Here is a 14,934-nt window from a genome sequence, read left to right as displayed (position 1 = left end):
GCTGTACGCACGAAGCAATTATGGCTTGAAATAAAAAAGTAAAATCTTTTGGTAACAAATTAATAGATGTTTTATATCTTTATTACAAGTTATTAACCCATTATGAAATCAATATTGTTTTGTGCAATCCTATTGTGTGTCAATACGTTGGTGTATGCACAATTGTATTCCGTCAACGGAGCCAATTCCTACGGTTTGGGAAGTAATATCACCGTTGGATTACATCTCAGCGGTGTCAAAAAATTCTTACCTTTTATCGAAGCCAATATTAATGCAGGGTATCTTTATCAAGGAAAGTGGCTCGGCGTAACTCCACAGGTACAATACTCTTTCAAGTGGAATACCTTCTCAACGGCCGATAAAAAAATGTCCCACCAATTTTTCGGTAGCCTACAGATCCCTGTCTCATTATATCACGACGATACGAAGACATCTCGTCATCGCCAGCCAGAATATAGTCAGCCCTTTTATGCGTTTGCCGACTTAAGTATGCCGGCAATCAAAAACCCGTATTACTCCTCTATTTCGCTCGGTACCCAAGGTATTTTAATGTTAAATCCCGGTGACAGGAATAGATTTCAACGGGTAGGCACTTTCAATCTTAAGATTCGGGAAGTACATATTTTTTATCAGAACGACGGTGTGATGCCTACATTTCTTATCGATGGGTACGATCGCTGGTATACCAGCAGTGCGATGGTGGCATGGCATCGAAGTGGACATCGAGTGGTTGATCACTTTGCCCTTGCATACAATCGTTTTACCGGCTATACCCATCTTGCATACGAAGCCGCGAAGAAAATTGGAGACAATTACGTGGATTACAAGGACCTGTCAGAGATACGATACAATGAAGATTACTGGCGTTTTACGGTGGGTCATAATCAGATGGGAAATATAAACCTAAAACTTACCAATCCAAATCTGAAACTTATACAGGGGCAAAAAGCTATCCACTATATGAGAAATATGCCCTTTCATATCGACAACTCAAAGTTAAGGTTATCAATATACGTACAATCTCAGGTATTTATTTCTAATCACTTACAGCATGAAGACCATTAATTCTCTTTTTGTTTTGGTTCTCGTAGGCCTGTCCTTCGTATCCTCTTGTAGGTCCACCCATTATGTGCCTGCATTGCCTAAGACCACGCGTCTGGATTCATTTCAATTGGCGTCGTTCGATGTATATGCCAAGTATGACACCCTTCTAAATTCTCCGGGCGAAATCAGCTATACAACATCATTAGTCGATAGTATGATTACGCTAGGTGTTCATTATCTGTTCGTAGCGAAAGGACAGACGTGGCCAAGAAAGGTCTTTCATTGTACTCCGATCCATTACTATCACAGGTTTACTTCACCAGGCATCAGGTTAGTGCGACGAACTGATCCTAATTTTAACGATAGTGTGCACCTAACTCGCAACCTTATTAATGTAAGAGAAATATTGCAGATCAGAGAAGGCGAACTACACAAGCAGGGAGATATTGTATTCAATTCTACTACACCGGAAAATCGGCAGACCTGGGCGGTCGAGTTTCTCACAGATAGCTCATCTGTTAAATTAGAAAGCCTGACCTCTAATTCCTTTGCCAAAAAGAATAACAATAATCTAACAGTTAGGTTAGATACCATATTTTCAAATCCAGTCATTTTTAAACGGATGGTAAACCCAGCACTGGTATTTGCCACCCCTGGTGATGATCCGGAGCGCCTAGCAGACTCTTTTTATTTCACGAGCTACCGCAATAAGTATAATAGCGCATATTTCCCAATGGTGAGTGACAGTAATCATATCAAAAAGTTAAAGGACCGGGTTTATAGAAGTAGAAATCAGTAAGTAGGTTACCCAATTCACTACACGACAACCGATCAGATTTTTATTAATATCCAAAGTTGGTCGAAAATGATGGTATTTACGATAATGAGTCACGATGGAGATAAATATAGTTTTGATATTGCCTACGTACTCAATCATCTACCACAAGTCTTGGGAGAGCAAAATTTGTTGCCAAAAGAAATGGCACATTAAGTACCTCGTCAGCAAAATCTCCGTCTTTTACCTCAGGCTCCAATGAACTATATTATCCATCCAATTGCTTTCCTAAACAGATAACTTTGCTCACTTTCGGTAATAACTGCAAGAATATGTCGTCTGGTCATGAAAAGGGTGCTATTCCCGCTTCACCATGGGCACCAGGTCGGTAAGCGTTGCGATTTTTACTGGTGCGTTTGTAGTAATGCTCTTCCTTGCGGCTACGCCTACCAGAACCGACATTACACCATCACGTATGCCTGCCGAATGCTTGTACGGGTCGGCCGATTCCGGGTTTTTGAATAACTTGTCATGCAACCTCCTGTCTCCTCCGCCGTGTCCGCTCCGTTCGCTTCCGACTTGGATGATTTTATATTCATTCCAATTCTTATAAAGCACTAGCGGCTCATGGATCATATCATCGCGCGTTGCTTGCTCCATTTCTGCCGCGTGCAGGCTCTCCTGATCTAGCTGTTCATTTTTCATCCATGGAATATCCAGCCAGGCTTCTATACGGCCATGTTGTCCATTGAATGCAATTCGCCAGCCTTCAAATGGAGAATACGTCGTCAACGAATAATTGACGATGGTGTTATTTGCATATTTGATTTGTGCTGACATCTTATCGTAGATGTCTATTTCATGTCGATATACACATCCATCGCGCCAATAACCATCATGCTCTTCATTGGCGACATATAGCTGCATGGCGTGCTTGTCTTTGGTGATGTCCCAATAATATTGGCATTCGGTTTTATGATCACAACTACGGCAGTTCGTACCGCGAAAAGGGCCACTGCTTCCATAATGTTCCAGTGCACCATAAGCGAAAACCTCTTCCGGATCCGAATCCAACCACCAATTGAGCAGATCAAAATGATGGGTAGCTTTATGTATCCATAGTGATCCGCCATCCTTCATCAATCCATGCCAACGTCGGAAATACGATGCCCCATGATGCACGTTGAGGTACCAGTTGAAATCCACGGAAGTAACCTCTCCGATTTCACCGTTTTGCAGCAATTCTTTGATTTTGGTCATGTACGGGCTCCATCGATAGTTGAAACCGACAATCAGGTTTTTCCCAGATCGACGTTCGGCATCCAGTATTGCTTGGGCTTTGACCTCATCGGTCGTTAATGGCTTTTCGGTCAGGACATCACATCCAGCCTTCAGTCCGTTGATAATAAATGTGTGATGGGATGAGTCTTTGGTGCATACAATGATCAGATCCGGTTTTACCTGATTGAGCATTTCATCAAAATCCAAGAACACCGGACAGTCCACCTTCATGTATTCTCTTGCAAACTCCAATCTACCGGGATTGATATCACTAAGTCCTACGAATTCAAGCAAGTCTGGATACTGCTCTACCAGTCTGCGTCCCCAAAATGATATTCCGCGAACACCAGTGCCCACCAGCGTCACGCGCAATTTCCTTGTTAACCCAAACGCCTTTGATGGCATGTGAACTGTTGTTCCCGCTGCCAATACACCCAAAGCATAAAGGAAGTCTCTTCGCGAAAAATTTGTCATATCTCTCCTTATTTGATTAGTTTATAATTAACTCACAAATTACTAAAAAATTCTTATGTTTGCAGTCTGTTTTACTACGTCTAACATATTATCTGCGTCTTGACAAGAGAGACGGACTCTTCCGAGAGTTAAGAATGCATAGGAATCTTCCAATTTTAATGCACAGATAGTTATACACAAGCATTTTATTTAATAATTAGTAATCATTGATTTTAGAATCAGCGATACATCATCATGTCATATATTTCATATGTCAGATATGTATCTAATAAGAAAATGTAATGAAAAGTAAGCAGCTAATCAGTAGAGACATAGAGATATTCTACGAAAGAGCCTCTGAAGAAACCCGGCTTGATAAGGGCATGGGTATATTTGAATTTGAAAGGATAAAATCACTCATTGAAAAATACATCTCTTCCCCCTCCATAACGATAATTGATGTAGGTGGTGGTACCGGAAAGTATTCGGAATGGCTGTCATTGAAAGGACACCGAGTTCATCTGATAGAGCCCGTTCAAAAACATGTAGATCAAGCCATTCAAAGAGCGAATAAATTGAAAAATAAATATACTGTACAGCAGGGGGAGTCAAAAAAAATGCCGTTCCCAGATAATCATGCAGACCTAGTAATACTTCATGGGCCTCTTTATCATCTTCAGAAGAAAGCAGATAGAGCTAAAACTATTGCTGAAGCTAGACGTGTAGTAAAGACCAACGGGATCATCCTCGGATTTGCAATAAACTACACAGCCTCCACTTTAGTCGGGCTCCTAAATGGCTTGATCCATAAAAAATCTTTCTTTGAAATGTGTAAAGAAGAATTAACAACAGGCAGGCACAATCCGGCTGATGGCTTTCCGTGGCTATTGGCGGAAGCATTCTATCATAGACCTGAGCAGCTTAAACAGGAATTTATCGAGCAGGAGTTGACCTGCTTAAATATTTATGCGGTAGAGGGTATGACCTGGCTGGACAGTAATTTTTTTGCGCATATGGCAGATGATAAAAAAAGAGATACATTGATAGAACTACTTCACCTTACAGAAAATGATGGTTATTTACTACCATTTAGTCCCCACATGATGATAGCCGTAGACGGAATATGATTTCTACCACAATATTCGACTTTTAATAATTCTGTACGGAGAAACCAGCGATCTGTGCAAGAGAATGGGCTTTTTTCAAAACTGCAACGCAGCAGTTTTATCATTGGGAATTACGTAAATGCTTTAATCTAACCCAAAATCTTCCGGATCCGTTCACGTTCTCTGTCGGATAGCGGGATGGCTTGCTCTACGATAGGTAATATTTCCGTTTTGCGATCAGTTTGTAGCAACAAGTCCAAGAATCCGAGATACGTTCTGATCAAATCTACTTTGATACCCACAAACGCTCGTGGGTCAGCAATATATAGTTCCTGTATCAGTTGCAATAATGTATTTTTACGATTCTGATCGCTAGCAGAAGAACTGTAGTGTGGAAGTAGATTCTTTTGTAGCAGTTCCTGTAGCTTAACACCCACCGCTTGTTCGCGCACGTATTTCTTTTGTTTACGCTCAAGCATCTCACGCAGTTCCAACAATAATTTGCGGTAAACTATCTGCTGTTCCTTTTCACTGAATAAGTTTCCTTCAGTCGACAATGTCATGTCTGACAGGTCAAACCCGTTAAAAAAAGCTGATTTCACATACACCGAATGATGGAATTCAATCGCATTGTTATTGAAGCTACTCAACTGCTTGGCCACCTCCACTTTATGGCTGTTTAAAAAATAATAGTAGTAGCGATCTCCAATAGGATATTGCCACCGGATATAATTCACCTTAAACACAAAAGAGTTCTCTTCGGGACTGTATATCGTAAACGAAGTCTCGTCCGTCTCCTGAATCAGCTGTTGGTAAGAGATAGCTTTTCCATTGATCTGGATACTGTATCCTGCATCCTTGTTGAGATGCAAGAACCAACCAAACTCCTGCGCCAAAAAATCTACAAATTCTTCAGACTGCAATGTCGCGGCATTCACACCAAATACCCCTTCCAGTACCACCATGGTACCCGTACTCGACGCAGTAGTAGGTTGTGGTTCTGAGTTTTCGTATTCTTCTTTTGTATCCCTATCGATCAGGAGTTTATATCCCATCAACTGATCACTTATAGCGACCACGGTATGCCAAGTAGCACGTGTTGCAAATAGTGAGAAAGAAAAACGTCCTTTTCCTTTCTTGCCACGAGTATACGACGTGCGTTTCGGCTGCTCTTTTTTTAAAGAGTCTAGAAAGTTGCCAAAAGAATAATTTAGGGTATCAGGAGCAATACCTTCACCATTGTCCGAGATACGGATACGCTCTATATAGCCCAGTTGATTGCTACTGATATCCATAGATACTGTTGAAGCTTTAGCGTCAAATCCATTCCATATATATTCAGCAATGACCTGTTTTGCATCCTTCGGTAAGCCAGCCGACTCTATACTCGCATTCGTTATCTTTGTACTATTCTTCATAAATGGGATCTCTCTAGCAAATCTAACAAAAATCCTTTTACTAAACTTTTGAAATTGCTAAAAAAAATAGTTTTTTTGTTCTTTTATTTGTTTGAAATTTTGCCCTATTATGTGTGATGTTAGCAAGTATTATATCTCAATTTCAAAGGGCAGCTTTTTGAAGGATAGCTATTATTTGTAATCAAAATTGATTACATTTGTGTTATGGAAAGAAGTTTTGAACGGTTCAAAGGAATCCATCCCGGTCTGATTCTGGAACGGGAGTTAAAAAAGCGGGCAATTAAACCGAGTCCCTTTGCCTTGTCAATAGATACGCACAGACAGGTTTTTAATGCAATCATCAGAGGCAAGAGAGGTATTTCTGTCCCTTTGTCTTTAAAAGTAGATAAAGCCCTAGGAGTTGAAGAGGGGACATTTGCGTTGTTGCAGACCTATCATGATATTGAGAAAGTCAAAGGTAATACTTTTAAAAACCAGATTCCTGATCTTAGCTTACTGAGGAAAGCTCTTTTTTGGGATACTGATATCGATAAGATTGATTGGGAAAATCAATATAAAGCAGTTATAAAACGTGTTTTTGAACGAGGAAACCAATCTGAAAAAGATGAAATTACACGATTTTATGGGTCGGAAAAAGTAAAGCAGGTTTTAGCTGATCATAAGATAGAGCCAATGACATTACAAAAAAGATAAATTTATGTTGCATTACCATATGGTCGGAAAAAAGATTTTTGGGATATTCATGAGCTATTACATCACTATTCTATAAACGAGATGTTACTTCTTCATGAACAGCGTTACCCATATTCGCATGACCGAAATTTAATTCTAACAAACCTTACTAATTTCGAAGAAGCCGATAACGATTTTGACCCGATCTGTTTTAAAGGTAAGTATTGGGAATTTATCAAAGCCGATTTTGAAGATTTAAACGCAAGTAAATGATTCTGTATTTTACTATATCTATGTTGGTCATTTACCAGTTGAGAAGATATGGCAAATAAACCCGTAACGTTTTATAAACTGAATGAATAAAAATAGAATTGGAGAAGGCTAGGAATCGAGGATTATTGAAAGGAATTGAGCAAGGTGTCGAAGCGAAACCTATCAGGCGGTAGAAAATCTGATTGCCGAGCTTAGTTTTGCCTATAAAAAATAAACCAGAGTGCGATGAATATATACATTGGATTTTTCTTAAGTGTCATTTTAGGGGGTATCGTCTCATGTGATAACGGTAAAATGGCCAGCAAAATTTATTACAACGGAGCGCGTACTGAGAATATTGATAGTAGTAAAGTGCAGATTTATCTGAATGGGGGAATATTAGTGGACACCATGATAGCTAACTACAGAGTTGATACATATATTCTCATAAAGGAATTTGCGCTGTCGAAGGACGAAAACAATGTTATCCATCTTAGCGTCAATGAAAAAGATACTACCTTCCGTGTTCCTAAAAATGATGTAGGTTTTCAACTGTTCTTTTTCTTTGATAATAAGACCAAACTGAGAAGGAAGATGCTCGACGCTTTAAGCTTCTGGCCAAGGAGGGATCCTGACAGCGAGCATGTGCGTGATAGCATTTATAAAGTATATGGCAATTCTTTAGATAGCCTCCATATTCATTTTAAATACGATTGATGTTAGAGAGTGACCAATGATGGTCATATAAATGATGTAGGATTGTGGCACAAGTAAATAAATAGCAATGAAACGAAAAATTATAATTTGGATATCTGTTCTGGCGCTGATAACTTTTTTTCTCTTTGGTCTAAAGTCTGAGACGACCATATATCTGGGCATGTCATCACCAACATCAGACGGTTATAGTATTGATGCAGAAGTGAAGGTAGATGGAGAGGTAATTACAAAAGATAGTATAAATAACAATCCGTACAAATACAAGACGATAAAAAAGAAATTAGGCGTAGGTTTTAGGAAAGTTGAGGTATTGTCTGAAAGGGCGGATGCATACTCGGTAAGAACAATATTTGTATTGCCTAATCAATACCTTTTGCTAGAATTTCTTCCTAGTATGGAGATAGAAGGTATTGATCCAACAGAATATCCTTCAAGATTTGATATAGCAAATAGATTTAATCCATTTCGTTATGAGTGATTTGGATAGGCAAATGAAAAAAGTGTAGAGTATTACGATTACGAAGTGCGTTTTTACGATACGGAGATAGGACGGTGGAATGTAGTAGATCCGATGGCGGACGAGAACAGACGACGGTCTCCTTATCGCTATGCGTATGAATCCTCTAAGGTATATTGATCCTGATGGGAGTTTATCATGGTGCATTAATTGATCCTAATTGGCTGGCTGAAAACGGGACTCGTGACAGAAATGATGAACCTTGGGAGCAACAAGCAATATCTGTAGGACGTAAACATGCAAAAATTCTTTTAAAACAAGGAAAATACTTTGAAAACAAGAGCTTTGGAAGAAAGAATAAATTATAAAATAACGATGAAGAAATATTTTTTGATTTTAAGGAATACCTTTTTGAACGTGCTATTTTTTTCGATGATAGTTTCATGTAATAATAATGAAACTCTACTAAAAAGTGAATTCGAAAGAAATGAATATGATTTTAATTTATTGAAAAAAGAGATAATTGATAATATTAAACTTATAGATGTTGACAACGATAAAAATATAATTGTATTTACAGTAGAACAGAAATATAGTAAAAACGGTAATATTCGATATCTTGAAACGATTTCAAAGAAAATGGAAAAGCTAAAAATCTCAAAGGTTATTTGTTCAACTTCTTTGAAAGGCAACTGCGGGAAATTTGATGAAATATCTTTTCAAATAAAGTCTGAAAAATTTCCTGTTGAAGAAGTTATTAGTTATCGTTTTGACAAATGCGGAAATATGAATAGTTTTAGAAATGAAAAGATTACATTTTTAAAAATTAATAATAACTGGGGTATATATAAAGACAAAACATAATTTGAAAGCGATGATGACCGAGGATAAATCCTAACGCAGAATGTATCCTATTGTTATTGTACCAGTCTTCGATATAGCTGAAGATGCCTACTTTCGGTTGTAATTATGTCGCGAGTTCTACGACGCGGAGATAGGACGGTGGAATGTTATTGATCCACAGGCGGAAAAATATAGGATATTTTCTCCGTACGTGTATACCAATAACAATCCGATCAACTTTATAGATCCAGATTGGAATGCTTTCCCAATCCTTTATCAATGATCTTTGGAATAAATCTTCAGGAAGTGAGACCACATGGACAAACGAAGGAGGTGGTAGTTTTTCTGATGGGATGGGAATAAAGTTTAGGGAAGGAAAGCAAATTAGTAAGCGACCAGTTATCAGGATTGCGCCCAAAACATTTACTGGCGATAAGAAATATGAAAAATAGAATATTCGTTTTATTTATTTGTTTGTTGTTTTCTTCTTGTATTAATTCTTGGAGGGAAAAAATAGATGAGAACAAACGTGTCAGCAATTGGCAAAAAGAGTTGGATACTGGCATGCACGAAAAACTAGCTAACGCAATTAATATTGGAGATTGTGACGCCTACAGGTTAGCTTCGGAGCATCGTTTTGCAGAAGAGAATTGGGAAGAATTTTTTTATTATGCATATTTTATGGCAAAAAAGTACAATTGTTCCTATGCACATTTCGATATATATATTATTATGACTGCGGAAGCCACAATAGATGGCGCTGAATTGAGTTTGGACGAAAACTAGAAAAAAAGATGCAATTTACCATTTGTTACAGGCTTATTATTTGAACAAGGAACTTGCGAGTGAAGAAATTAAGGAAGTCTTTAAAAATAGTAATATACCGACTTTGGAGGAGTATAAAAAGATTGTTGATAACGGAACAAAGAAAAATAAGTAAATAACTCCAGGGCGAGCTTGGATGACAGTACGATTACGCGGCCAGGTCCTAAAATACTGAAATCCGCCGGTGGAATACGGTAGATCCCCTGGCAGAGCATAAAAAGCATATGGATAAATCTTCATATGCTTAACTTAGTTAAGCATAGAACAGGGATTTACATGGTATTATCGTCTTCCTATATCAACCACCAGCCCAAGTTGATAACTATTTACCACGTCGTCAAAGCGAATATTTAAATAATCGCGTCCGAAATAATGCTTGGCTATAACGCCAACGGTGCCTTTAGCCCATGGGTAATAAGTAAGATAGTTATGTATGCCAAAACGATATTTGTTCGACCCCGGAAATAAATCTAAATCAGAATCCAAGATGTATGACATTTCAGATCGGAAGGCTAGCTGACGTATTTGACCAATATATCGCGTCCTTGTCGAGGGACTGTCTTTTACGCTATACTCAGCTCGTCGAAGCCATTGCATAGAGAATAACAAGCTATTTAGGCCATAGGAGTTCTTCAACTCAGGACTTAACTTAAATAGATCGCCCATAGCCATATCATGTTGATAACCTAGGCTACCAGAAATCAAACTTCTGTTCAATATTTCTTTCGAAGCAAAGAGCGAAAGACGGACGTAGTTCGTACTAAAGTCTCCGTTTTTATATTTATTCCTAAGCGGAGATGTGCTTTCGTAGAACCCATTGTCGCTTTGTCCATTGGAGTAATGATGTACCTGTAGAGATGTCCATACGTGCAGATTCCTAAATGCATTATCTTGATTTTCAGCTGAGGTTATGAGGTAATCCAATCCTAAACCAAATCTGTTATTACTAGGCAATAAAGGACTAGAGTTGTCTCTTGTCATCCGAACCATAAAACCTGCATCAAAGGTTAGGCGCATTCTGCGAGCCCATTCAGGGCTGTAGTAATGACCTTTATATAAAGGAAGTCGGTGAATCAGGTTGCCTTCTAATAAATATCCGTTTTTGCCTTCGCCATCGGTCAGAGGCATCGATCTTGTTTTAGCCGATTTAAAATACGGAAGAACGCCCACGTATAAAATGGGATCGTTGTAGTGAAGTATCTTATGATACGTTCCGACAGTGTAGTTGAGGGAGTCAAACCTTGGATTCGAAATCCGCTCAGAATCGAAAACTAAGGTATCTTGACCAAAAGAAATTTGGAAGGCAAAGAAGGAGCAAAATGCAAAGAGTAAATTTTTCATAATTATATTGTTAATTAGGTTATTATGGTTGAATTAAATTAATTTATAATCAAATAGATGCGGCTAGTGAATAATCGTATCTGACGCTAAAATACTCCTATTGTATTTATTATGCAATACCCCAGATGGGGTATTTTTAAGTTCGGATATTAATTGCAATTCCGATGGGAACCTTTAACAATCCTAACTTGCCAAAATGACAAGCTTGTCAAGTTGATGTTTTACGCCCACGTTCTAAGATGTATAACCCACTCCACCCACATCCATCGCGCCCTAAGTCCAAACATTTTAAACATTTCAGTAAACATTTTAAACATTTCAGTCGGTTTTTGTCCTCAAAATTGGTATTTTAGGGCATTCTATGTGTTTACCACGTATTCTATTATTATCACAAATTGATTTATGACCCACCATTCTCATAATAAGTTAGTTAGTTTTATTTGGTCTATTGCCGACGATTGCCTACGAGACGTATACGTCCGCGGCAAGTACCGCGATATCATATTACCCTTTGTTGTTTTACGCCGTATCGACTCGCTTCTAGAAGTCAGTAAGGACGCTGTACTAGAAGAAGTCCGTTATCAGCGAGAAGATTTAGGAGAAGTCGAGCTTGATGGAGATGGTCTGCGTGCTGCATCCGGTTATGTATTTTACAATACGTCGCCTTGGACCATGGAGAAGCTTAAAGGGACAGCTACCAACTCACAGCAAAAGCTAATTGCCAATTTTGAAGAATATCTAAACGGTTTTTCCAGCAATGTACAGGAAATTATAGCCAAGTTTAATCTACATGCACAAGTTCGCCATATGGCTACTAAGGATGTTTTGTTAGACGTTCTGGAGAAATTCACTTCACCCTATATCAACCTTACTCCATTTGTCAAGAATGATCCAGAAGGGCGATTGCTCCCTGCATTGTCCAATCTCGGTATGGGCTATGTGTTCGAAGAATTGATCCGTAAGTTTAACGAAGAGAATAATGAGGAGGCCGGAGAGCACTTTACACCACGTGAAGTCATACAGTTGATGACCCATTTGGTATTTGAGCCATTAAAAGGAAATTTGCCTAATATCATTACGATCTATGACCCCGCGTGTGGAAGTGGAGGTATGCTTACCGAAAGCGAAAACTATTTGATAGAAGATCCCGCATTCAAGTATCAAGGAGATGTCTATCTCTACGGAAAGGAGATCAACGACGAGACTTATGCGATTTGTAAGTCCGACATGATGATTAAGGGCAAAAATCCAGAGAATATCCGAGTAGGTTCGACCTTGTCAACGAACGAATTTGCCGATACGAAATTCGATTTCATGTTGTCCAATCCGCCATACGGTAAATCGTGGGCTTCCGAACAAAAATACATCAAGGATGGCAAGGAAGTTATCGACAGCCGTTTCCAGATTAAGCTCAGAGACTATTGGGGCAATCGGGAGACCGTAGATGCAACACCCCGTAGTTCCGATGGGCAGCTATTGTTCTTGATGGAAATGGTCGATAAGATGAAAGCACCTACCTCCAATCGGATCGGTAGCCGTATCGCTTCGGTGCATAATGGTTCGTCGCTATTTACAGGAGATGCCGGTTCAGGCGAAAGCAACATCCGCCGATATATTATAGAGAACGATTTATTGGATGCCATTGTGCAGATGCCAAATAATTTATTTTATAATACAGGTATCACCACCTACATCTGGTTGCTCAATAACAATAAGTCCTCTGCGCGTAAAGGGCAGGTACAATTGCTAGATGCCAATAACCTGTACCGTAAGCTTCGTAAAAATTTAGGAAATAAGAATTCTGAATTCGCACCAGAGCACGTAGCAGAAATTGTGCAAGCTTATCTCGATAATAAAGCAGATTCTTCAGAAGAAAGTCCACTACAAATCAAGCAATTTAAAAACGCAGATTTCGGTTATTTTAAAGTTAATATCGAGCGACCAAAACGCTTAAAAGCGCAGTTCACGGCGGCAGCTTTAGATGAGCTACGTTTTGATCGATCCCTTAGGGTGCCAATGGCAGCACTCTATGAAACATATGGCGATTTGGTGTATGTTGACTTAGGTAATAAAATTGATGAAATAACACAACGCGCGGAGAAAGAAGAGTGGGGCTTAAACAAAAAGCAGGTAGCCAAATTGGTAGAAGTAGCAACCTGGCAGAAGCCCAAGGCTTTGCATGACGCTGCACTAAATCTATGGGCACATATCGGCGACGATGTGTTTATGGATTTTAATGCTTTTTCCGGATTAGTGGATGAAATATCGAAGAGCCGTGACTTGCGCTTAGGCGCGGCAGATAAGAAAGCAATATTGGCAGCGATCAGTACTTACGATGCCGAGGCAGAGAAGGTGATAAAGAAAGTGGAGAAGATATCAGGTGAGAAGGCAGCGCAATTAATAAGACACCTTGGATGTACCGAAGAACAATTCCCTCTCTTTGGCTATTTTCCGACAGCCAAAGCAGGAGAATATACCCTGTACGAAACAGAAAGCGATCTGCGCGATAGTGAGCAGATTCCGTTAAATGAATCTATTATCGCGTACTTTGAGCGTGAGGTACAGCCCCATGTTTCGGAAGCTTGGATCAATTTAGACTCTGTGAAGATAGGGTATGAGATTTCGTTTAATAAGTACTTCTACAAGCATACACCACTACGTTCGTTAGAAGAAGTCAAAGCGGACCTTTTAGCACTAGAAGAGCAGGCAGACGGCTTGTTAAATGATATTTTAAACTTTTAAGCTATGGAGCAGCAAAGCGATATCATCATATACCAAAGCGACGACGGTATTATCCGTATCGAGACCCGCTTGGAAAACGAGACTGTCTGGTTGACACAGGCGCAAATGGCAACCTTATTTGGAAAGAATAAACGTACTATTTCTGAACATATTAGTAACATATTCAAGGAAGAAGAATTAGACGGAATTTCAGTTGTCCGGAATTTCCGGACAACTGCTGAAGACGGCAAAAATTATGATACAAACTATTACAACCTCGATGTCATCATCTCCGTAGGCTACCGTGTCAAGAGTCCTCAGGGTACCAAGTTCCGTCAATGGGCTACGGCACGTCTGCGCGAATATATCGTCAAAGGCTTCACGATGAATGACGAATTGCTTAAGCAAGCAGGAGGGGGCAATTACTTCGATGAGTTATTGGCACGTATCCGCGATATCCGATCTTCAGAAAAAGTCTTCTGGCGAAAAGTGTTAGATATCTATGCCACCAGTATCGATTACGACCCAAAGACAGATCTTTCACAGACGTTTTTCAAGACGGTACAGAATAAGATGCACTGGGCAGCACACGGCAATACTGCTGCCGAAGTGATTTACAAACGTATCGATGCCGAGAAGCTTAACTTGGGTTTAACCAACTTCAAAGGCGAGCAGCCAAGTAAGCAAGAGATACAAGTTGCTAAAAATTATCTGACGGAAGAGGAGCTTAATATTCTCAATCGTACAGTGACGGCCTATTTGGAGTTAGCTGAATTGCAGGCACTAAACCGAAAACCGATGTATATGCAGGACTGGATAACACGGCTAGATGAATTTTTGCGTATGGTAGGCAATGAAGTGTTACAGCATGCCGGAGCAGTAAGCCATGATCAGGCAGTGAAAAAGGCGGAAGTAGAATATGCAAAGTATAAGGAGAAGACTAAAAATGAACTATCCAAAGTGGAGAAGGATTTTGTCGCCTTTATTGATACCACAGCCAAGAGTCTAGAACGGAAAAATAAGAAGTAA

Annotated in this window: 15 protein-coding genes and 1 pseudogene; 13 read left to right on the top strand and 3 right to left on the bottom strand. The window is 39.4% G+C overall.

Going from position 1 to position 14,934, the window contains the following annotated elements; translation table 11 throughout:
• The first annotated feature begins 102 nt into the window (after positions 1 to 102).
• Together C4F40_RS07195 and C4F40_RS07190 are read left to right on the top strand one after the other, a co-directional pair.
• A complete protein-coding gene (locus C4F40_RS07195; protein WP_196938666.1) occupies positions 103 to 1,065 on the top strand; it encodes a hypothetical protein in 963 nt (320 codons plus the stop codon).
• Positions 1,052 to 1,843 carry a hypothetical protein gene (locus C4F40_RS07190; RefSeq protein WP_196938665.1) on the top strand — a complete coding sequence of 264 codons (792 nt, stop codon included), beginning with the start codon at positions 1,052 to 1,054 and terminating at the stop codon, positions 1,841 to 1,843. Before C4F40_RS07195 ends, C4F40_RS07190 begins: the two co-directional genes overlap by 14 nt.
• A gap of 333 nt (positions 1,844 to 2,176) precedes the next feature.
• Here C4F40_RS07190 and C4F40_RS07185 read toward each other — a convergent pair whose 3' ends face one another.
• Positions 2,177 to 3,574, bottom strand: a complete 1,398-nt coding sequence (locus C4F40_RS07185; protein ID WP_196938664.1) for a Gfo/Idh/MocA family protein — start codon at positions 3,572 to 3,574, stop codon at positions 2,177 to 2,179.
• A gap of 281 nt (positions 3,575 to 3,855) precedes the next feature.
• Between C4F40_RS07185 and C4F40_RS07180 the strand changes: the two genes are divergently transcribed.
• Positions 3,856 to 4,680 carry a class I SAM-dependent methyltransferase gene (locus C4F40_RS07180; protein ID WP_196938663.1) on the top strand — a complete coding sequence of 275 codons (825 nt, stop codon included), beginning with the start codon at positions 3,856 to 3,858 and terminating at the stop codon, positions 4,678 to 4,680.
• Between the two features lie 128 nt (positions 4,681 to 4,808).
• Here C4F40_RS07180 and C4F40_RS07175 read toward each other — a convergent pair whose 3' ends face one another.
• Positions 4,809 to 6,077 carry an ATP-binding protein gene (locus C4F40_RS07175; RefSeq protein WP_196938662.1) on the bottom strand — a complete coding sequence of 423 codons (1,269 nt, stop codon included), beginning with the start codon at positions 6,075 to 6,077 and terminating at the stop codon, positions 4,809 to 4,811.
• Positions 6,078 to 6,281: 204 nt separating this feature from the next.
• On the opposite strand from C4F40_RS07175, the gene C4F40_RS07170 reads away from it, so the two are divergent.
• From C4F40_RS07170 to C4F40_RS07135, 8 genes and pseudogenes are all read left to right on the top strand, one after another.
• The gene (locus C4F40_RS07170) at positions 6,282 to 6,770 is read left to right on the top strand and encodes a helix-turn-helix transcriptional regulator (RefSeq protein ID WP_196938661.1); all 489 of its coding nucleotides are present in this window, start codon (positions 6,282 to 6,284) and stop codon (positions 6,768 to 6,770) included.
• A gap of 477 nt (positions 6,771 to 7,247) precedes the next feature.
• On the top strand, positions 7,248 to 7,718 hold the full coding sequence (locus C4F40_RS07165; protein ID WP_196938660.1) for a hypothetical protein: 471 nt from the start codon (positions 7,248 to 7,250) through the stop codon (positions 7,716 to 7,718).
• 160 nt (positions 7,719 to 7,878) lie between these two features.
• Positions 7,879 to 8,196 (top strand): hypothetical protein, encoded by a 318-nt coding sequence (locus C4F40_RS07160; protein WP_196938659.1) that lies wholly within the window; start codon positions 7,879 to 7,881, stop codon positions 8,194 to 8,196.
• A gap of 164 nt (positions 8,197 to 8,360) precedes the next feature.
• The gene (locus tag C4F40_RS07155) at positions 8,361 to 8,543 is read left to right on the top strand and encodes a hypothetical protein (protein WP_196938658.1); all 183 of its coding nucleotides are present in this window, start codon (positions 8,361 to 8,363) and stop codon (positions 8,541 to 8,543) included.
• Positions 8,544 to 8,550: 7 nt separating this feature from the next.
• Positions 8,551 to 9,039 (top strand): hypothetical protein, encoded by a 489-nt coding sequence (locus C4F40_RS07150; protein WP_196938657.1) that lies wholly within the window; start codon positions 8,551 to 8,553, stop codon positions 9,037 to 9,039.
• A 127-nt stretch (positions 9,040 to 9,166) separates the two neighbouring features.
• Positions 9,167 to 9,301: pseudogene (locus tag C4F40_RS07145) on the top strand (hypothetical protein); the annotation flags it as partial.
• Positions 9,276 to 9,470 (top strand): hypothetical protein, encoded by a 195-nt coding sequence (locus C4F40_RS07140; protein ID WP_196938656.1) that lies wholly within the window; start codon positions 9,276 to 9,278, stop codon positions 9,468 to 9,470. The pseudogene C4F40_RS07145 and the gene C4F40_RS07140, both read left to right, overlap by 26 nt.
• Entirely contained in the window at positions 9,460 to 9,804 is a 345-nt protein-coding gene (locus C4F40_RS07135) for a hypothetical protein (RefSeq protein ID WP_196938655.1), read from the top strand. Before C4F40_RS07140 ends, C4F40_RS07135 begins: the two co-directional genes overlap by 11 nt.
• Before the next feature lie 321 nt (positions 9,805 to 10,125).
• On the opposite strand, the gene C4F40_RS07130 is transcribed toward C4F40_RS07135, so the two are convergent.
• Positions 10,126 to 11,184: a hypothetical protein gene (locus C4F40_RS07130; protein WP_196938654.1), complete on the bottom strand. Its 1,059-nt coding sequence runs from the start codon at positions 11,182 to 11,184 to the stop codon at positions 10,126 to 10,128.
• A gap of 402 nt (positions 11,185 to 11,586) precedes the next feature.
• Here C4F40_RS07130 and C4F40_RS07125 point away from each other — a divergent pair, with 402 nt between their 5' ends.
• Positions 11,587 to 13,926, top strand: coding sequence for a type I restriction-modification system subunit M (locus C4F40_RS07125; RefSeq protein ID WP_196938653.1), 2,340 nt, complete (start codon positions 11,587 to 11,589; stop codon positions 13,924 to 13,926).
• Between the two features lie 3 nt (positions 13,927 to 13,929).
• Positions 13,930 to 14,934, top strand: coding sequence for a virulence RhuM family protein (locus C4F40_RS07120; RefSeq protein ID WP_196938652.1), 1,005 nt, complete (start codon positions 13,930 to 13,932; stop codon positions 14,932 to 14,934).

This window comes from Sphingobacterium pedocola (assembly GCF_015209965.1).
GTDB lineage: Bacteria > Bacteroidota > Bacteroidia > Sphingobacteriales > Sphingobacteriaceae > Sphingobacterium > Sphingobacterium pedocola.
This window is presented reverse-complemented; position numbering and strand designations above follow the sequence as displayed.

Excerpts from the sequence above, each read along its gene's own strand:
- C4F40_RS07135 (WP_196938655.1), top strand. The coding sequence starts at position 9,460 with ATGAAAAATAGAATATTCGTTTTATTTATTTGTTTGTTGTTTTCTTCT.
- C4F40_RS07175 (WP_196938662.1), bottom strand. The coding sequence starts at position 6,077 with ATGAAGAATAGTACAAAGATAACGAATGCGAGTATAGAGTCGGCTGGC.
- C4F40_RS07155 (WP_196938658.1), top strand. The coding sequence starts at position 8,361 with ATGGGAGTTTATCATGGTGCATTAATTGATCCTAATTGGCTGGCTGAA.
- C4F40_RS07150 (WP_196938657.1), top strand. The coding sequence starts at position 8,551 with ATGAAGAAATATTTTTTGATTTTAAGGAATACCTTTTTGAACGTGCTA.
- C4F40_RS07125 (WP_196938653.1), top strand. The coding sequence starts at position 11,587 with ATGACCCACCATTCTCATAATAAGTTAGTTAGTTTTATTTGGTCTATT.
- C4F40_RS07160 (WP_196938659.1), top strand. The coding sequence starts at position 7,879 with ATGTCATCACCAACATCAGACGGTTATAGTATTGATGCAGAAGTGAAG.
- C4F40_RS07165 (WP_196938660.1), top strand. The coding sequence starts at position 7,248 with ATGAATATATACATTGGATTTTTCTTAAGTGTCATTTTAGGGGGTATC.
- C4F40_RS07185 (WP_196938664.1), bottom strand. The coding sequence starts at position 3,574 with ATGACAAATTTTTCGCGAAGAGACTTCCTTTATGCTTTGGGTGTATTG.
- C4F40_RS07140 (WP_196938656.1), top strand. The coding sequence starts at position 9,276 with ATGCTTTCCCAATCCTTTATCAATGATCTTTGGAATAAATCTTCAGGA.
- C4F40_RS07180 (WP_196938663.1), top strand. The coding sequence starts at position 3,856 with ATGAAAAGTAAGCAGCTAATCAGTAGAGACATAGAGATATTCTACGAA.
- C4F40_RS07120 (WP_196938652.1), top strand. The coding sequence starts at position 13,930 with ATGGAGCAGCAAAGCGATATCATCATATACCAAAGCGACGACGGTATT.
- C4F40_RS07190 (WP_196938665.1), top strand. The coding sequence starts at position 1,052 with ATGAAGACCATTAATTCTCTTTTTGTTTTGGTTCTCGTAGGCCTGTCC.
- C4F40_RS07130 (WP_196938654.1), bottom strand. The coding sequence starts at position 11,184 with ATGAAAAATTTACTCTTTGCATTTTGCTCCTTCTTTGCCTTCCAAATT.
- C4F40_RS07195 (WP_196938666.1), top strand. The coding sequence starts at position 103 with ATGAAATCAATATTGTTTTGTGCAATCCTATTGTGTGTCAATACGTTG.
- C4F40_RS07170 (WP_196938661.1), top strand. The coding sequence starts at position 6,282 with ATGGAAAGAAGTTTTGAACGGTTCAAAGGAATCCATCCCGGTCTGATT.